13 protein-coding genes and 1 pseudogene are annotated in these 18,704 nt (G+C 70.1%); 10 read left to right on the top strand and 4 right to left on the bottom strand.

Annotated elements, in window-relative coordinates; all coding sequences use genetic code 11:
* Positions 1–153: 153 nt before the first annotated feature.
* Positions 154–2,871 (bottom strand): aconitate hydratase AcnA, encoded by a 2,718-nt coding sequence (gene acnA / locus ABT063_RS32680; protein WP_351063365.1) that lies wholly within the window; start codon positions 2,869–2,871, stop codon positions 154–156.
* Positions 2,872–3,211: 340 nt separating this feature from the next.
* Between acnA and ABT063_RS32685 the strand changes: the two genes are divergently transcribed.
* The 5 genes from ABT063_RS32685 to ABT063_RS32705 all read left to right on the top strand — a co-directional run bounded on the left by ABT063_RS32685 (position 3,212) and on the right by ABT063_RS32705 (position 6,783).
* Positions 3,212–3,994, top strand: a complete 783-nt coding sequence (locus tag ABT063_RS32685) for a DUF899 domain-containing protein (protein WP_351063367.1) — start codon at positions 3,212–3,214, stop codon at positions 3,992–3,994.
* A gap of 37 nt (positions 3,995–4,031) precedes the next feature.
* Positions 4,032–4,211, top strand: coding sequence for a hypothetical protein (locus tag ABT063_RS32690; RefSeq protein WP_351063369.1), 180 nt, complete (start codon positions 4,032–4,034; stop codon positions 4,209–4,211).
* Positions 4,212–4,269: 58 nt separating this feature from the next.
* Positions 4,270–4,884, top strand: a complete 615-nt coding sequence (locus ABT063_RS32695) for a hypothetical protein (protein WP_351063371.1) — start codon at positions 4,270–4,272, stop codon at positions 4,882–4,884.
* Between the two features lie 426 nt (positions 4,885–5,310).
* Positions 5,311–5,967, top strand: a complete 657-nt coding sequence (locus ABT063_RS32700; protein WP_351063373.1) for a class I SAM-dependent methyltransferase — start codon at positions 5,311–5,313, stop codon at positions 5,965–5,967.
* A gap of 168 nt (positions 5,968–6,135) precedes the next feature.
* The gene (locus ABT063_RS32705) at positions 6,136–6,783 is read left to right on the top strand and encodes a class I SAM-dependent methyltransferase (protein WP_351063375.1); all 648 of its coding nucleotides are present in this window, start codon (positions 6,136–6,138) and stop codon (positions 6,781–6,783) included.
* Positions 6,784–6,799: 16 nt separating this feature from the next.
* Here the strand turns inward: ABT063_RS32705 and ABT063_RS32710 are convergent, their stop codons facing one another.
* Positions 6,800–7,708: an SMP-30/gluconolactonase/LRE family protein gene (locus ABT063_RS32710; protein WP_351063377.1), complete on the bottom strand. Its 909-nt coding sequence runs from the start codon at positions 7,706–7,708 to the stop codon at positions 6,800–6,802.
* A gap of 98 nt (positions 7,709–7,806) precedes the next feature.
* Here ABT063_RS32710 and ABT063_RS32715 point away from each other — a divergent pair, with 98 nt between their 5' ends.
* The 3 genes from ABT063_RS32715 to ABT063_RS32725 all read left to right on the top strand — a co-directional run bounded on the left by ABT063_RS32715 (position 7,807) and on the right by ABT063_RS32725 (position 10,179).
* Positions 7,807–8,241, top strand: coding sequence for an Lrp/AsnC family transcriptional regulator (locus tag ABT063_RS32715; RefSeq protein WP_351063379.1), 435 nt, complete (start codon positions 7,807–7,809; stop codon positions 8,239–8,241).
* A 114-nt stretch (positions 8,242–8,355) separates the two neighbouring features.
* Positions 8,356–8,556: a DUF4236 domain-containing protein gene (locus tag ABT063_RS32720; RefSeq protein WP_351063381.1), complete on the top strand. Its 201-nt coding sequence runs from the start codon at positions 8,356–8,358 to the stop codon at positions 8,554–8,556.
* Positions 8,557–8,649: 93 nt separating this feature from the next.
* Positions 8,650–10,179, top strand: coding sequence for a helix-turn-helix domain-containing protein (locus tag ABT063_RS32725; RefSeq protein WP_351063382.1), 1,530 nt, complete (start codon positions 8,650–8,652; stop codon positions 10,177–10,179).
* Between the two features lie 298 nt (positions 10,180–10,477).
* Here the strand turns inward: ABT063_RS32725 and ABT063_RS32730 are convergent, their stop codons facing one another.
* Complete coding sequence (locus ABT063_RS32730; protein ID WP_351063384.1) at positions 10,478–14,260, bottom strand: nSTAND1 domain-containing NTPase; 3,783 nt, start codon at positions 14,258–14,260, stop codon at positions 10,478–10,480.
* Positions 14,261–14,489: 229 nt separating this feature from the next.
* Here ABT063_RS32730 and ABT063_RS32735 point away from each other — a divergent pair, with 229 nt between their 5' ends.
* The gene (locus tag ABT063_RS32735) at positions 14,490–15,329 is read left to right on the top strand and encodes an NPP1 family protein (protein WP_351063386.1); all 840 of its coding nucleotides are present in this window, start codon (positions 14,490–14,492) and stop codon (positions 15,327–15,329) included.
* A gap of 267 nt (positions 15,330–15,596) precedes the next feature.
* On the opposite strand, the gene ABT063_RS32740 is transcribed toward ABT063_RS32735, so the two are convergent.
* Positions 15,597–16,418 (bottom strand): sensor histidine kinase, encoded by an 822-nt coding sequence (locus ABT063_RS32740; protein ID WP_351063388.1) that lies wholly within the window; start codon positions 16,416–16,418, stop codon positions 15,597–15,599.
* Between the two features lie 172 nt (positions 16,419–16,590).
* On the opposite strand from ABT063_RS32740, the pseudogene ABT063_RS32745 reads away from it, so the two are divergent.
* Positions 16,591–17,424 (top strand): annotated as a pseudogene (locus tag ABT063_RS32745) (IS1380 family transposase); the annotation flags it as partial.
* Positions 17,425–18,704 lie beyond the last annotated feature (1,280 nt).

Genomic DNA, 18,704 nt, shown 5'->3' on the forward strand with positions numbered 1-18,704 from the left:
GTCCGCTGGGGGAACCCTGTGTTCAACCTGAGGGTGGGCGATGTTCTCGGGCGGATCGGGACGCATACGGCGAAGGGCCGCATCCCCTCGCCGGGGATGCGGCCCTCAACTGCCCTGCCGTACCGCTTACTTGGGTTACCTGGGTTATTTGGGTTACTTGCGGATCAGGCTGCGCAGCACGTACTGCATGATGCCGCCGTTGCGGTAGTAGTCGGCCTCACCGGGGGTGTCGATGCGGACGACCGCGTCGAACTCGACACCCGTGTCGGTCGTGACCTTGACCGTGCGCGGCGTGGTGCCGTCGTTGAGCTCGGTGACGCCGGAGATGGAGAAGGCCTCCTCCCCGGTCAGACCGAGCGTCGAGGCGGACTGACCCTCCGGGAACTGGAGCGGGAGCACACCCATGCCGATGAGGTTGGAGCGGTGGATGCGCTCGTACGACTCGGCGATGACGGCCGTGACGCCGAGGAGGGCCGTGCCCTTGGCCGCCCAGTCGCGGGACGAGCCGGAGCCGTACTCCTTGCCCGCGAGGACGACGAGCGGGATGCCCTGCTCGATGTAGTTGCGGGAGGCGTCGTAGATGAAGGAGACCGGCCCGCCGTCCTGGGTGAAGTCGCGGGTGTAGCCGCCCTCGGTGCCCGGCGCGATCTGGTTGCGCAGGCGGATGTTGGCGAACGTGCCGCGGATCATGACCTCGTGGTTGCCTCGGCGGGAGCCGTAGGAGTTGAAGTCACGACGCTCCACACCGTGCTCGGTGAGGTACTGGCCCGCCGGGGTGTCGGCCTTGATCGCGCCGGCCGGGGAGATGTGGTCGGTGGTGACCGAGTCGCCCAGCTTGGCGAGGACGCGCGCGCCCGAGATGTCGGAGACCGGGGTGGTCTCCATCGTCATGCCCTCGAAGTACGGGGGCTTGCGGACGTACGTGGACTGCGGGTCCCACTCGAAGGTGTTGCCGGTCGGGATCGACAGCGCCTGCCACTGGGCGTCGCCGGCGAAGACGTCCTGGTAGGACTTGTTGAACATGTCCTCGCCGATGGCGTTCGCCACGACGTCGTTGACCTCGGCCTCGGAGGGCCAGATGTCGGACAGGTAGACCGGCTTGCCCTCCTGGTCCGTGCCGAGCGCGTCCTTGGTGATGTCCACCTTCATGGAGCCCGCGAGGGCGTACGCGACGACCAGCGGCGGGGAGGCCAGGTAGTTCATCTTGACGTCGGGGTTGATACGGCCCTCGAAGTTCCGGTTGCCGGAGAGGACCGAGGTGACCGCGAGGTCGTGGTCGTTGACGGCCTGGGAGACCTCCTCCGGCAGCGGGCCGGAGTTGCCGATGCAGGTGGTGCAGCCGTAGCCGACGAGGTTGAAACCGACCTTGTCGAGGTACGGGGTGAGCCCGGCCTTGTCGAAGTAGTCCGTCACGACCTTCGAACCCGGGGCGAGGGTGGTCTTGACCCACGGCTTGCGGGTCAGGCCCTTCTCCACGGCCTTCTTCGCGACGAGCGCGGCGGCGACCATGACGTACGGGTTGGAGGTGTTGGTGCAGGAGGTGATGGCCGCGACCGTCACCGCACCGTGGTCGATCTCATACGTCGAGCCGTCGGGGGCGGTGACGGTGACCGGGTTGGACGGGGCGCCGTTCGGGGCGATGGCCGGGGCGTCGGAGGCCGGGAAGGACTCCTGGCCGGCCTCGTCCACGGTGTCGACGTAGTTGCGGACGTCCTGCGTGAACTGCTCGGCGGCGTTCGCGAGGACGATGCGGTCCTGCGGGCGCTTGGGACCGGCGATCGACGGGACGACCGTCGAGAGGTCGAGCTCCAGCTTCTCCGAGAAGTCGGGCTCGGCGGCCGGGTCGAGCCAGAGGCCCTGCTCCTTGGCGTACGCCTCGACGAGCGCCAGCTGCTGCTCGCTGCGGCCGGTCAGCTTCAGGTACTTGATGGTCTCGGCGTCGATCGGGAAGATCGCGGCGGTCGAGCCGAACTCCGGCGACATGTTGCCGATGGTGGCGCGGTTGGCGAGGGAGGTGGCGGCCACGCCCTCGCCGTAGAACTCGACGAACTTGCCGACGACGCCGTGCTTGCGGAGCATCTCGGTGATGGTCAGCACCAGGTCGGTGGCGGTGGTGCCGGGCGTGAGCTCACCGGTCAGCTTGAAGCCGACGACGCGCGGGATGAGCATCGAGACGGGCTGGCCGAGCATCGCGGCCTCGGCCTCGATGCCGCCGACGCCCCAGCCGAGGACGCCGAGACCGTTGACCATGGTGGTGTGCGAGTCGGTGCCGACGAGGGTGTCGGGGTACGCCTGCCCGCCCCGGACCATGACCGTGCGGGCCAGGTGCTCGATGTTCACCTGGTGGACGATGCCGGTGCCGGGCGGGACGACCTTGAACTCGTCGAAGGCGGTCTGGCCCCAGCGCAGGAACTGGTAGCGCTCGCGGTTACGGCCGTACTCGAGCTCGACGTTCTGCGCGAAGGCCTCGTTGGTGCCGAACTTGTCGGCGATGACGGAGTGGTCGATGACCAGCTCGGCCGGGGCCAGCGGGTTGATCTTCGCCGGGTCACCGCCGAGCTCCTTGACGGCCTCACGCATCGTGGCGAGGTCCACGACACAGGGCACGCCGGTGAAGTCCTGCATGATCACGCGGGCCGGCGTGAACTGGATCTCCTGCGACGGCTGGGCCTGCGAGTCCCAGCCGCCAAGGGCACTGATGTGGTCGGCGGTGATGTTCGCGCCGTCCTCGGTGCGGAGCAGGTTCTCCAGCAGGACCTTAAGGCTGTAGGGGAGCCGGGCCGAGCCCTCCACCTTGTCCAGGCGGAAGATCTCGTACGACTCGTCGCCCACCTGCAGCGTGCTGCGGGCGTCGAAGCTGTTCGCCGACACGACAGTCTCCTTCATTTTTGTGCGCTTACCACCGCATCCTGCCGCCACGCCCTCTTGGCCGATCCGCTAAGGTAAGGCTAAGTTAGGTACGCCTTACTGGAGTGGCGACTGTGGTGCGCCTCGGCAGATATCTCGATGTCGAGATAACTCTAGTACATGGGGCCGGGTTGGTCATTCCCGGCCTCCCCGTTGCCCTGTCTCAGCGGAACTGGGGCAGTCCCAGAGCGCGACCAGAGCGTCCCCTGCCGCGATGAGTTCCGGCCGGGTGGCGAGTCTGTTCTGGTGACCGTCGTAGGACGTCGTACGACGCTGCCCGGCTCGAGACACCACGGAGGACACCATGACGACCACGCCGAATGACCCGACCACCGCGCTGCCCGGCCGCCCGCCCGTCGTCGACCTGGCCACCTGGCAGACCGCCCGTGACGAGCTTCTGGTCCGCGAGAAGGCCCACACCCGCGAGGGCGACGCCCTCGCCGCGGCCCGCCGCCGGCTGCCGATGGTGGAGCTCGACGGGACGGTCGAGGTCGTCGGAGCCGACGGGCCGGTCCCGTTCCTGGACCTGTTCCAGGGCCGCGACGAGCTCGTGGTCTACAAGCACATGTGGTACGACGGCGCGCCGCACCAGGGGCAGTGCGAGGGCTGCACCACCACGGCCTGGCACCTGAAGGACGCCGTCTACCTCAACGCCCGCGGCGTCTCGTTCGCCATCCTGACCACGGGCCGGTGGGACGAGGTGGCCTCCTACGTCGAGTTCATGGGCTACACCCAGCCCTGGTACTCGGTGCGCGACGTGGACGCGCCGGTCGGCGGCAGCATGGGTTACCTCACCTGCTTCCTGCGCGACGGCGACCGCGTGTTCCTCACCTACTCCACGACGGGCCGTGGCAACGAGCGGGTCAACGGGTCCCTCGGCCTGCTCGACATGACGCCCTACGGCCGCGGCGAGGCGTGGGAGGACAAGCCCGAGGGCCGGCCCGAGGGACGCCCCCCGTGCTGGTCCTGGCGCTCGGACGCGGACGGGAACGCCACCTGGGGCCCGACCAGCCGCCCCGTGCCGCAGTGGACCCGCCCCGGCGCGACCCCCGTGGAGACCCTCGGCCGGCACGGCCACCACCACTGACGCGCCTTCGTCGACGGCGTCGGCAAAGGTGTCAGGCGTGCCCGGCGAAGAGGTACGTACGCAAGCCGAGGTCGCCGAGCTGACCGCCTCAGGGACGTCGGTCCCGGAGCGGACCCTGCACCGCATGCGGCTGAAGTGGCGCGACGAGGGAGCGTGGGATCTGGTCGAGACGGCGGGCCACGCGGCTGTCCATGCCCAGCACGGGACGAGTGGATGAGCGACTCGCCCGGGTAGGTTCGGCGATGCGGGCCGGCAGTCGGTTGCGGGGAGGGGCGATGGCGGCGAAGCCATTACGGCTCACGGCGCGTTGGGGGCTGCTGGGAGCGGTGGGCGGCCTGATCGCGTCCGCCCTCATGGTCGGCTCGGGCGCGCTGCTGACCCTCTTCTGGTCCGAAACGACCTCTCTTGCCGTGCTGGGCAGTGCGATCGGCATGGCGACCGTCGTCTGCTGGCCCACCGTAATACTCCGCCTCCTCTCCTGGCATGTCGCGGCCACGGCAGTGGTGCAGTTCGCACTCATGATGACGGTGGCCGTGCTGTTCGGAGACGCCGTCCTCGACCAACGGGGCGTGCGCGTGACGGCCGTGGTCTCCGAGACCCGCGAAATCACTCAGAAAGACGGTGGCACCGGGCATGTCTGCCAGCTCCGCCTGCCGGACGGGACCTCATCGGAACCCACCGGTTGGGATACGGGCTGCGACGCGGACACCGAGGTCGGCGACCACTTCACGGTGCACCAGGACCCGGAAGGGCTGATACCCCCACAACGCTCCCTTCTGGTCACCGCCCCGCAGTACGCGTGTTTCGTCGGCGCGGGCGTGACGACGCTCGTCACGCTGGGCGCCCTGACCGGAATACACGCGGCCCGCCACCGGTCGCAGGACGGATGAGGACGAGCCGTGGCCTTCGCCCGGCCGGCGGCCTGGCCGAGGACAGGGTGACGAATGGCTCGTCACAGATCCTTGGCCAGGTAGTCGCCGAGACCGGCTCGAGGACCGACCAGGCCGGGCTGGGGGGTGGGGCAGTAAACGGTCGGACCAGCTCGCAGGCCGACCAGCACACCGGCTGGGACTGAGCCGCTGCGTCATAGTCAGCAGATTCCGGATAGCCCGGCCGGATTCTGGTGGCCCAGCGATGAGTTTCGAGGGGGGCCGGGTCGACGGAAGGTGCTCTGTCGCTTCACCATGTCGCTGGGCGGGTTCGTGGCCGGGCCGAACCATGCAATGGACTGGACGAGATGCCCAGTGCTGCGGCCCACCACGAAGGCGGCGGACTCTCCGCTGAGGTGCTGCTGGAGTACTTGATGGAATGACAACATGACGACACTGCCGCATCGCGTCCTCCGAGCGCTCGAGCAGTTCAACGCCGCCCATCCCTGGGACCACAACGCCCACTACCACCGGTGGATCCTGCGGCAGCTCCCCAAACGCTTCGACAACGCCCTGGACGTCGGCTCGGGCAGCGGTGACCTGGCCAGGCTCTTGGCCACACGCGCCGACAAGGTGCAGGGGATCGACTCCGACCCGGCGATCATCGCCCGCGCACAGGAGCTGACTCCTTCGGCAACCCCAGCGACCTTTGCTGTCGCCGACGCGCTGACCGGCATCCCCGCCGGTTCCTACGACGCCATCACCTGCGTCGCCACCATCCATCACCTGCCCTTCACCGAAGCTCTCACCGTCTTCCGCCGGCGCCTCGTCCCCGGAGGAACCCTGGTGGTCGTCGGCCTCTCCCGAGCGCGGACGCCTGGAGACCATCTGCTCGGCTTCCTGGCCATCCCGCTCAACGCCGTCATGGGCTGGCTCAAGAACAAGGGCCGCCGGGCACCACGGCCAGTCTCGATGACCGCCCCGACCCGACCGGCGGACATGAGCTTTCCCGACATCGTCCGCGAGGCCCGCGACGCCCTACCCGGCGCACGATTGCGCCGTCGGCTCTTCTGGCGCTACACGCTCGTATGGCATCGCCGTTGAGCGAAACCCAGGATCGCCCCGCCTGCCGGACAGTCAGCAGATACCGGTCAGTGGTCACGTTCCTGACTCTTGACCTTGCCCAAAGGTGAAGGCCGACGGTGTCTGTGGCGACGAAGCGGCGAGTTGAGCCCGCTCGACTCCGACCGAACCCGGATGCGAGGAACCTGCATGGATGACGACGCTCTCCTGACAGAGCAGATGGCCTACTACAGGGCCGGTGCGGCCGAATACGACCGGCCCTACGCGGAGCACGAAGACCTGCGGAAGTTGCTGGCTGTCGTCGATGACCTCCCGATTGCCGGGGACGTGCTGGAGTTGGCCTGCGGAACGGGCCAGTGGACCCCGGGACTCGCCGCGCGGGCGCGTTCGGTGACGGCTGTCGACGCGGCACCCGAGGCGTTGGACCTCGCGCGTGCGCGCACGGCATCGCCCACCGTCCGGTTCCTCGAGGCGGACCTGTTCGAGTGGCAGCCGCCACGACGCTACGACACCGTGTTCTTCGCCTTCTGGCTCTCCCATGTCCCGCCGACGCGGCTGCCCGGCTTCTGGAACACCGTCGCCGCCGCGCTCGCGCCGGGCGGCAGAGCGGTCTTCATCGACGACGGCCCCGCCGCAGCCGCGAACGAGGAAGTCCTCGCGAACCAGCCGGCCCCGGCGGCCCTGCGCCGGCTCGATGACGGCAGCGAGTACCGCATCGTCAAGGTGTTCCACGATGTCCGGACACTCACGGACGACCTCACAGCGCTGGGGTGGTCGGTACGCGTCCGGCCCATGGCCGGAGCCTTCATCGGCATCGCCGAACCGCCCTCCCAGTGATGTCTCGGTACGGCCGTCACAGCACTCGGGGCAGGCCCGTCACGGACATCATGAGCGAGTACAGCGAGGTCGTCGCAGTGATGAACAGGCGGTTGTTCCTCGGGCCGCCGAAGGCGACGTTGGAGACCGGTTCGGGCACCCGCAGTCTTCCGATGAGGGTGCCGTCGGGGTGGTAGCAGTGCACGCCGTCGCCGAACACGGCGGCCCACAGCCGCCCTTCGTCGTCGAGGCGGATGTTGTCGAAGCCGCCGGTGTGCTCGGCGAACACCTTGCCGTTCGAGAGGACGCGGTCCTCCCGCACGTCGAAGACGCGGATCTGTCCGGCTCTCGTGTCGGCGACGTACAGCTGCCTTTCGTCGGGTGAGAAGACCAGGCCGTTCGGTCCGCCGAAACCGTCCGCGACCCGCTGGACCCCGCCGGTCACGGGGTCGATCCGATAGACGTCGCAGGTGCCGATCTCGCTCTCGGCACGGTGCCCCTCGTAGTCGCTGGTGATCCCGAAGTCCGGGTCCGTGAACCAGACGGAGCCGTCGGAGCGTACGACCGCGTCGTTCGGGCTGTTGAGGCGCTTGCCCTCGAAGCGGTCGGCGAGCACGGTGACGCGGCCGTCGTGCTCGGTGCGGGTGACCCGGCGGTTGCCCTGCTCACAGCTGACCAGCCGGCCCTCGCGGTCGAGAGTGTTGCCGTTGACGTGCCCGGCCGGGGAGCGGAAGACCCCGATCACGCCGGTCGCCTCGTCCCAGCGCAGCAGGCGGTCGTTGGGAATGTCGCTCCAGATCAGCTGCCGCCAGGCGGGCAGATAGAGCGGCCCCTCGGCCCAGCGGCAGTCGGCGTGCAGCCGCTCGAGCCGGGCGTCGCCGTTGGCGCACCTACGAAAGCGCTCGTCCAGAACCTCGTACAGATTGTTGAGGACCTCGCCAGACATGACCAACCTCTCCCCTAGCACCAGTTGAACGTCATTCTGGGTGATCATATTCTGCCCGAACCAGATATGGTGATGGCGCGGGGAGGGCGAAGGAGATCGTGGACGACATCGACAGGGCGCTGATCGCGGAGCTTCAGCGTGACGCCACACAGGCCTACGCGGTGCTCGGCAAGGCGGTCGGCCTGTCAGCCGGCGCGGCTCACGATCGCGTACGCAAGCTCCGTGAACGCGGTGTCATCCGCCGCACGACCGTGGAGGTCGACCCGGCCGCCCTCGGCAGGGGCGTACTCGCCTTCGTCATGGTCGACTCGTCGGCCTGGATGGGGGACGCGAGCGAATCCTTCGCCGCCATCCCCGAGATTCAGGAGGCCCACGTCATCGCCGGAACCGCATCAGTGCTCGTCAAGGTGCGCACGACCACCACGGAGCAGTTGCAGGACGTTTTGCGGCGGCTCTACGCGATCGAAGGTGTGAGCGGGACTCGGGCGACGGTCGCACTGGAGACGTTCTTCGAGCGGCCGGTCCGCGCATGAAGGACTGAGGACCTGTCGCTCCAGGACACGTTGCCCGGTTCGCCCATCAGTTCGCCAAGTCGGGGTAACCGACAGTCGAGGGCACGCATGTCGAGCCCGGCGAAAGGAGGCACGATGCCCCTCACGTTCCGCAAGAGTTTCCGGATCCTTCCGGGAGTGCGGCTGAACATCAACAAGCGCTCCTGGTCCATCTCCACCGGCGGCGGCAGGTACGGGCCGCGGCACACCCGCAGCAGTACGGGACGACGTACGACATCGATGGATTTGCCCGGACCTTTCGGGTGGCGTCGTACACGTACCGCCAGGCGCCACTGAGGACCCGCGTCCCACCAGGCGCGATTGACGGTCCATCACCCGAATGGACCCCCCGGAGATGTGCCATCTCATATCTGAGATAGCCTCAACCCCATGGCAGACGACTACCTCGTACGCATCGGCAAGCTCATCCGTGACGCCCGGCAGCACCGGGGCTGGACACAGGCGCAGCTTGCCGAGGCGCTCGGCACCAGCCAGAGCGCCGTCAATCGCATCGAGCGCGGCAACCAAAACATCAGCCTTGAGATGATCGCTCGCATCGGTGAAGCCCTGGAGAGCGAAATCGTCTCACTGGGCTACGCGGGCCCGATGCATCTGCGTGTGGTCGGCGGTCGTCGGCTGTCCGGCGCGATCGACGTGAAGACGAGCAAGAACGCGTGCGTGGCACTGCTGTGCGCCTCGCTGCTCAACAGCGGGCGCACGGTGCTGCGCCGGGTCGCCCGGATCGAGGAGGTGTACCGCCTCCTGGAGGTGCTGAACTCCATCGGCGTCCGCTCCCGCTGGATCAACGACGGCGTCGACCTGGAGATCGTGCCGCCGACCGAGCTGGACATGGCGGCGATCGACGCGGAGGCCGCCGTACGGACGCGGTCCATCATCATGTTCCTCGGCCCGCTGCTGCACCGCATGGACCACTTCAAGCTGCCGTACGCCGGCGGCTGCGACCTCGGCACACGGACCATCGAGCCGCACATGATCGCGCTGCGCCGGTTCGGGCTGGACATCGCGGCGACCGAGGGGCAGTACCACGCCATGGTCGACCGGGCGGTCCGACCCGACCGTCCGATCGTGCTGACGGAGCGCGGCGACACCGTGACCGAGAACGCGCTCCTCGCGGCCGCCCGGCACGACGGCGTCACCGTCATCCGCAACGCCTCCTCCAACTACATGGTCCAGGACCTGTGCTTCTTCCTGGAGGCCCTGGGCGTCAAGGTCGAGGGCATCGGTACGACGACGCTCACCGTGCACGGCGTGCCCAGCATCGACGTGGATGTCGACTACTCCCCCTCCGAGGACCCGGTCGAGGCGATGAGCCTGCTGGCCGCCGCGGTCGTCACGGAGTCGGAGCTGACGGTGCGCCGGGTGCCCATCGAGTTCCTCGAGATCGAGCTCGCGGTGCTGGAGGAGATGGGCCTCGACCACGACCGCACACCCGAGTACTGGGCCGACAACGGCCGTACGCGCCTGGTGGACCTCACCGTCCGGCCCTCCAAGCTGGAGGCGCCCATCGACAAGATCCACCCGATGCCGTTCCCCGGCCTGAACATCGACAACGTCCCGTTCTTCGCGGCCATCGCGGCCGTCGCGTCGGGCAAGACGCTGATCCACGACTGGGTCTACGACAACCGCGCGATCTACCTGACGGACCTGAACCGGCTTGGCGGACGCCTCCAGCTCCTCGACCCGCACCGGGTGTTGGTCGAGGGACCGACCCGTTGGCGAGCCGCCGAGATGATGTGCCCGCCCGCGCTGCGGCCCGCCGTGGTCGTCCTGCTGGCGATGATGGCGGCCGAGGGCACGTCCGTGCTGCGCAACGTGTATGTCATCAACCGCGGTTACGAGGATCTCGCCGAGCGTCTGAACACGATCGGGGCGCAGATCGAGATCTTCCGGGACATTTGATGAGCGAATGCCGCCGCACCCCGTCTGACCTGCTGCTTAGCGGGTCAGGGAGGGGTGCGGCGGCATCTCTGGGACTTCTCTGGGACTTTGGGCCCGCGGCGGGCTACGCGCCACGCTCCACAGGCTCTGCCGACTAGGGCCCTTCTGATGGATCTACGCAGGAGAAGGAGCGGCGTTCGGTGCGTGCGATCGGCCTGCGGTGCGGAGGGTCATGTGGCGGAGCCACCTGGCCCTCCGCACCGTGCGGCGAGCGTGCGTGCCGGGCGTCGCGACGCTGCGTAGATCCATCAGAAGGGCCCTAGTCGCACACCCTTCTGTACGGCGCGTCCGGTACGTACGAGTTCCACTCCGCCCTCGTCAGGTCCTTGTTCGCGGCGCGGGCGCAGATCTGGGTGACGGCGCGGGCCGGGTCGATGGTGTACCGCTGGAGCGGGACGTGGCTGCCGCTGACGAGGAGGGTGGTGTTGTCGGGGCTGAAGGCGAGGGAGCGGATGGGCTCGCCGGGGGTGGGGAAGGGGTCGCCGAAGGGCTGTGTGGTGGTGGTGTCCCAGAGTTGGAGCGTGCCGGCGTCGCCGCCTACGGCGAGGGTGTGGCCGTCGGGGCTGAGGGCGAGGGCGCTGACGGCCTCGGGGGTGTCGCCGAGGGGGGCGGGGAAGACGTTGCGCAGGACGCCGGCCCGGCGGTGCAGTTCGCCGTCCCACAGGGCGACACGGCCGGTCCGGTCGCCCGCCGCCAGGCGGTGCCCGTCCGGGCTGAACGCCAGGGCGCTGACGTGGTCGCCCTGCACCAGGTCCAGCACGACGCTCCGCCCGGTGGTCCGGCGGGCGACCCGGTTGTCCCCGACGACCAGCTCGGTGCGGGGGCTGAGGGCCAGCCGGGCGCCGGCCTCGCCGGGCCTGGTGAGGACCCTCGTCCGGCGGCGACTCACGGTGTTCCACCGCTCGTTGCCCGGCTCGCCGGAGGTCGAGGTACGGGTGGTGAAAAGGGTGCGGCCGTCCGAGGTCAGGGCCAGGGCGGTCACCGTCGTGCCGGACTCGGTCGTCGCCAGGTCCAGCGCGCTCTGTTCGCGGTCGCGGGTCAGGTCCCAGACGGTGAACCGCTGGGGCGCGGAGCGGACGCCGGGCGCGGAGACGCCGTAGACGAACCTGCTGCCGTCCGGGCTGAACGCCATCTGCGGGACGGTGTCCCCCGCCGCGAGCGGCACCTTGTCGAGGGAGACCGGTGGGGGCGGGGACGGCAGGGTGCGGAGGAGACGGCCGTCCTGGGTGTCACGCAGTTCGAAGGCAAACCCGGTGCCGGTTCCGGTATCGGCTCGTTCCGCGGTGGCGAACGTCCGGCCGTCCGGGCTGAGCAGGACCCCGTCCATGGGCCGGTCGCGCCAGGCCGCGGTGACCGTCGTCGTCAGGTCGAGGGTGTGGACGGTGCCGCCTTCGAGGTAGCGCAGGACGGACGGGCCGGAGTCCCACGCGAGGCCGCCGTGCAGGTTCTGGTTGTTCAGGCGGTGGCGCAGGACGGGGGCGGCGGGGTCCGACAGCCGCCACACCCGGATCTCGTCGGCGGAGCCGGCCGTCGCCAAGAAGGCGCCGTCGCGGCTGAAGGACGCGTACCGCACGCCCAGGTCGCGGATCTCGGCGACCTGGCGTCCGGAGCGGATGTCCCACACCAGGACCCCGGTCTGGGAGACGGCGGCGAACCGGCCGTCGGTGCCGAACACCAGCGCCGAGTCGGCGCCGCAGCTGTCCTGGGCCCGCTCCCACGGGCCGGGCAGCGGCCGGCCGCCGGCGGTCTCCCGGACCTGCGGCGCCTTTCCGGCGGGGCATACGGCCACCAGCCGGTCGTCGGGGCTCGGCGCCACGTTCGCCGGACCGGCCTCCCGCGTCTCGAACAGCACCTCGCCGTCCACCACGGACCGCAGTCGTACGGCGTCGGGGCCACCCTCGACGTAACTGCGTCCGCTCGCGCCGAAGCGCAACTCGACGCCCGACAACTCGAATCCCGACGACTCGAACCCCGGCTCGGGTCGGCCGGGCGGCAGTGGCCCGCCGCCGGTCCACCGTGCGGTGCGCGTGTCCCACAGCCGTACGCCGCCGTCCGTCCCGGAGATCGCCAGCACCCGGGCGTCCGGGTCGGCCGCGAGCACCTCGCCCTCGGGCAGCCGGCCCGAGCCGGTGCTGCGGCGGGTGCCCAGGTTCCAGGTCTGCCAGGTGCGGTCGTCGACGCTGAGCAGGGTGCGACCGGAGTCGGCGAGGAACCGCTGGGAGCGGTGGCCCGAGGCGGCGTCGCTGAAGGCGTCCTGTTCAGGCTGGGTGAGGGAGCCGAGCAGAGTCCGGCGGGTTTCGGCCAACGGGGCGATCCGCCAGGCGGCGACGCCCAGCAGCAGGGCGGCCCGGGGGTCGGTGGTGCGCAGCCCTTCGGCGACGGCGGCGATCCGGCGGGCGGTGTTCTGCGTCCGCCGGCGCTGGTTGTCGTCGTGCTGCCGCCAGGCGGCCAGGCCGGTGACCAGCGTCATTGCGAGGACGGCCGAGAGGGCGCCGACGAGCTGGCGGGAGCGTCGGGTGGAGCGGGCGGCGGCCCGGTTCTCCGCCTCGCGGGCTTCGAACGCGGCGGTGAGGAAGGACCGTTCGACCGGCGCCAGAGCGGGGTCGCCGTCGTGGTCGGGAAACATCTCCTCGGCACGGGCCAGGCGGGTGCCCCGGTAGAGGGTGCCGGGGTCACGGCCGTGCGCCAGCCAGGCGCGGGTGGCCTCGGTGAGCTGCCGATGGTGGCGCAGCCGTTCGCGGTCCTGCTCGATCCAGCCGTGCAGCCGGGGCCAGCAGGTGATCAGCGCCTCGTGGGCGAGGCGGACGCTGTCCTCGTCGACGGTCAGCAGGCGGGCGCGGGCCAGCCGCTCCACCACCACCGGTGTGTCGGGGTGCGCGCACCACTTGAGGTCGGCCCGGGTGAACGGGCGCCCGGTGTCGACGGTGCCCCGCCCCGGCTCGACCAGCCGCAGCAGCAGCAGCCGGGCGACGGCGGCCTGGGGCGCGGACAGCTGCCCGTACACCTCCTCGGCGGTCGCCGCGATCGCGCCGTTCAGTCCGCCGGCCGCCTCGTACGCGGCCGTCGTCAGCATGCGGCCCTTGCGTCGCCGCCAGGTCTCCAGGAGAGCGTGCGAGAGCATCGGCAGCGCGCCGGGACGGTCGAGCACCTCGTCGACGATCGTCGTGGCCAGCGACCGCTCCACCAGGACACCGGCCGCCAGCGCGGGTTTCACCACCGCGTCCCGCAGTTCGTCCGCGGTCATCGGGCCGACCGGCAGCCCGGCGTGGCGCAGCGCGTCGGCCAGTTCCGGGTGGTCGGCGCAGCGCGGGTAGAAGTCGGAGCGTACGGCGATGACCACCCGTAGCCGGGACGCGGGGTCCCGGGCGGTCAGCAGCAGCTCGATGAAGCGGGCCCGCTCCGCCTCGTCCCGGCACAGGGTGAAGACGTCCTCGAACTGGTCCACCACCACCCAGCTCTCCGGCTCGCCCTTCGCCGGTGTCAGCAGATGCCCGTACGTCTCGGCCGGCCTGGCTCCGGGCGTGAGGATCCGCAGTACGCCCTCGCCCCCTGTCATCTCCCTCCTGACGCGGGGGAGGAACCCGGCCCGCAGCAGCGAGGACTTGCCGCTGCCGGAGGCGCCGAACACGGCCGCGAACCGGTGCGCGGACACCAGCCGGCAGAGCTCCTCCAGGGTCCGGTCACGGCCGAAGAACAGCTCGTGGTCGTCCGATTCGAACCGGGCGAGGCCCCGGTACGGCGCCGGCCCGTCCCCTTCGTCGTGGACGGGAGCGGCCGCGACCGCCGCCTCGGCCTCTTTCCAGCGCGCCTCCCACTCGCCGGGGTCGCCCCCGCAGGCACGCGCATACCCCTGGACGACCGCCCGGGAAGGCAGCCGCTCCCCGGCCGCCGCCTGCGACAGCGTCGTCGCGGAGAACCCCGCCTCCTCGGCCATCGCGCGGTACGACGGGCTGCCGGCCGCCCTGCGCAGCTCCCGCAACTCATGGGCGAGCTGCTGCACAGGACCGGCAGCCGGGTCGACGGGTCTTTCCGGACGCCCCATAGTTCCACCCATTCACACTGAGATCAGCTTGCACTTTCAAGCATCGAACCCTGCGCGCACGAGGTGAGGTGTTGATTACAGCTGCGGGACGCGCCGCCGAACAATCCCCCACCGCTTTCCCTGGTTGATTGCCCTGGTGAAAGTAGGTGCCGATCAACCTTCCGCTTGCCAGCGTCTGTCGCGCAGAGCCGGATCACCGGCGCAACACAGAGCAAGTGGAGAACCGCTGATGTCCCACGCCCCGAAGAAGTCGCAGAAACGCCGGAAGTCGCGCCTCGGCCGCCTCGGCAGGGCCGCGCTGGTCGCGGGCAGCGCCGTCGCGCTGACCATCGGTGTGACGGGCAGCGCGCACGCCGGCGTGCTGACCCCCATCAACGAGAGCACCACGCCCTTCCAGCGGAATTTCCAGCCGGTCTTCGACTACGACTCGGACAGCTGCTTCCCCGCCGCGGCGATCGACAGCAGCGGCAAACTCAACGGCGGCCTCGACGACAGCGGGTCGATCACCGGCCAGTGCCGCACGGGCCACCTCGGCAACGCCAACACCTACTCGCGGGCGAAGTGCAACAACGGCTGGTGCGGCATCATCTACACGCTGTACTTCGAGAAGGACATGAGCTGCTACGACTGCACCCCCAGCTCGCACCGCCACGACTGGGAGGCCGCCGTCATCTGGGTGCGGCAGGGTGCCGGCACACCGTCCTACGCGTCCGTCTCCGCCCACGGCGAGTACACGACCTCGTCGTGGAGCTCCGTCCTGAAGGACGGCGTCCGCCTCAAGGTCGTCTACCACAAGGAGGCCGACCTGTGGGGCACCCACTCCTTCCGCTTCGCCAAGTCCGGTGAGGGCGCGGAGGCGTGGGGCGACGGCGGCTGGGACTTCCCGCGTCTGGTCAGCTGGAACCAGTTCCCGGGCGGCAGCAACACCTGGACGCAGGGCCTGCAGGACCGTTTGAACGGGGCCACCTGGGGCAAGGCGAACTTCCCGCTGAAGAACGACCGCTTCGCCACCGAGCTCAGCCGGGCCAAGCCGTCCGGCATCCCCTTCGACCCGAACGGCGCCGGCTGATCCCGCCGCCCTGCCGCCCCGCTGAACGACGGGCCGCCGACGCGCACTCTCCAGCGCGTCGGCGGCCCGTCGCGCGGTTGCCGGTGTGGCTGAGGCCGAGGAGGCGCGGCTTCACCCACCGCAGCCGTACGGCCCCGGACTCACCCACACGGGTGACGCCCGGCAAGATCACTGCCGTTTGCGGCTGGTGCCAGCGTTCTTACCGGCACCCCATATTGACGGCCTGGGTGAAACGGGTGGCGACCATACGCTTGACGCCGTCGGCGGTCATGGTTCCCACCTCAGCACGACCCGGGTGCCGGTGCCGGGGGACGAATCCGTCCGGGCGCTGCCGCCCACGGCACTCATCCGGCCGTAGACCGATTCCCGCAGGCCGCGCCGGTGGGAGGGAACGGCCGCAGGGTCGAACCCGCGTCCGCTGTCGCAGACTTCGACCGCGACGCCCTCCCCGACGCGTCGGGCCGTGACCCGGGCAGCGCGGGTCTCCGCGTGTTGGGCCACATTGGTCAGGGCCTCGGCGCCCCCTTGCGACAGGGCTACCACGACTTCGTGGGGCAGGTCCAGCGGCGGCACGTCGAACTCGATGTCCAGGGGTGGGAGGCCGACGCGGCGCGTCAGTACGACGGTGCGCAGCGCGACATCCAGCGGTGCGGGGGCCTGCACCACATCGCGTGCCACGCCGGGATGCGCCCGCAGGTCTGCGATGACGGCCAGGTAGGCCGCGGCCCGCTCCGGCAGCGCGGCAGAGTCACGGGTGATGCTGCCGGTGCCCACCATGGTGAGCGTGGCGAGCACGGTGTCGTGCAACAGCCGCTGCTGGTCCCGTTCATCGGTGCAGGCGGCGGACCGGGCCCGCACCGACGCGCGCGCCGACGCCTGCTCGGACAGCGCGAGGTCCGCCCTACGCGCTCCATGCCGCAGCAGGACCATGACAGCGGCAGCGAGCAGCCCCTGGAGAACCAGGACGACGGAAGCCTCTCGTACGCCGGCACCCACCGCGTGGGCCGCCGCGATGGCGATCGCCGCGGCCATCGCCAGGGGCTGCCGCAGCATGAACTGCGCGATGAAGACGCCGGTGCCGGCGACCATGTCGATCCATCCCGAGCCCGCGCTCGCTCCCAGCACCTCGGCCGGGACAAGGTTGCCCTGCGCCAGGCAGATCGGCCACCCAGACGGAGCGGGCGGGCGGTGCGAAGCCGACCACGGCGACCAGGGCTGCTCCGACGGCACTGACTGCTCTCAGGACAGCGGACAGACGTGCGGACCTACGCCGGAGCCGGTCGCCGGCCTGCTGCGGCCGGGCAATGCGGGCAGCAACACCGCCGCGGACCACATCGAAACCGCCCGCCTGGCCCTCGCCCAGCTGCCGAAGAAGCACCGGCGCGGACGCCGCACGCTGATCCGCACCGACTCCGGCGGCGGGACGCATGAGTTCCTGAACTGGCTCACCCAGCGGGGCCGGTGGCTGTCCTACTCGGTCGGCATGGTCATCACCGAGCAGATTCACCAGGCGGTGCTGAAAGTGCCGGCTGCGGCCTGGACCCCGGCTGTCGAGCCCGACGGCGACATCCGTGACGGCGCCTGGGTCGCAGAACTCGCCGGGGACTGCCTGAACGGCTGGCCGGCCGGGATACGGCTGCTCGTCCGCAAGGAACGGCCCCATCCCGGCGCCCAGTTGAGGATCACCGACGCGGACGGGATGCGGATCACCTGCTTTGCCACCAACACCAAGAACACCCCGATCGCCGTTCTGGAGCTGCGGCACCGCCAGCGTGCGAGGGCCGAGGACCGCATCCGCGCCGCCCGCGACACCGGCCTGCGCAACCTTCCCCTCCACCGCACCGCGCAGAACCAGCTCTGGCTGGAGATCGTCCAGATCGCACTCGATCTCCTGGCCTGGATGCCGACGCTCGCCCTGACCGGGGCCGCCCGCCGGTGGGAGCCCAAGCGCCTGCGGCTGCGACTGCTCTCCGCTGCCGCCCAGCTCGTGACGACCGGCCGCCGCCGCATCATCCGCCTCTCCCGGCACTGGCCATGGACCGACGTGATCACCAGCGCGTTCGAGCGGCTGCAAGCCCTGCCGAACCCCGGCTGACCAGCGACAACGGTCTGCCCCGACGAGCACCCGTCAACCCGGAACAGTGGAACCCGGCGCCCACCCGACGCGACAGCCGGGCCACCCGCCTGCCCACCCACAGAAATCTCCGCCCGGGAACAAGCCGAAAGGGTCCGTCAGCTTGCTGACGAACCCTCATGCAGGGTCGGGGGCTGGCGCGGTGGCGTAGTACGTACGCTCCGTTTCCAGCCCCCGCCGCATCGAACCGTGCGTGCGGTTCTCCCGCACACGGCTCACCGACGCCGTTCACCACCGGCATTCGGCCTGCCCCGCCAGTCCCGGAAGGGTCTGGGTGCAACAACGGTTCCGTGCAGGGCGATCAGTCCCAGGGAGTCCTGGGCGGCGAAGGCAACCACCGCCCAGCCGAACTTTCTGGTGCGCCGGACCCGGCGCGCCGTTGTTGCGACGCACCGTCACCCACGCGCGCCTCAGGACGTCCCTGCGGTGGACCTTGTCCCCCAACGCGTGGAACCGCCGTCCGGGATCGGCCTTGGCCGCCCGGTAGAGCGCATGCTGCAAGGCTCGGACCGGATCCAGCTTCAGAGATCCCGACGTGGTGGAACTAGCCGAAACGGCACTCACCAAGCCCCTCCAGACAACCTGCACATCGACGAAGCAGGGCCCTTCCCTGGCCGGCGGTTGTGTTGTCCGCCGGCTCGTCGCGGTACCACGGCCGCCTCCGACGCCCACCCGGCCCGCGCCCACCTCCCGGGGATCACCCGGTTATAGGACGCGCAGCTTCCGGCGGCAGCTGTCCGCAGGCCGCCGGGCCGGGGAGGGCCTCCCCAGTTCCCGCTGTCACCGTCGCAACGTTCCATGCCCCATACGCCGGGGAGTCCCTCACGGCTGCAATTCCAGGATCTTCGCCGCTTCCATGGCCTTCGCCCTGATTTCGGGGGCTCGGCACTCCCTGTCCCCGCCCCGAGAGGCGGGCCTCTAACGACGCCGCAGGCTTCGCGTGATGCTACGGACCGCTGCTTTGCTCCCCCTTTACAGGGCTTTCGACACTGGGCTTCGACGCCGGGCGTTTCCCCCCGACGCCGCCAGTCTGCTACCGGGCCTGCTGGTGGGCGCGCGAAAGATCGAGGCTAGAGCGGCAGAAGAAGCCCACTCTGCCTCCGTCACCCCACTGCCCGGCCGAAGTCGATCGTGGAGTCGGCGCTGCGCGGCGGTCGGTGGCGCCGCATCTGGGAAATGGTCACTTGTTGTAGTTCACGGATGCCGAACAGTTTCTCTGGGTGGCGGTGTAAACCTCGCAG

Origin of the sequence: Streptomyces sp. NPDC002838 (genome assembly GCF_040295365.1) — a bacterium.
Taxonomy (GTDB): Bacteria; Actinomycetota; Actinomycetes; order Streptomycetales; family Streptomycetaceae; genus Streptomyces.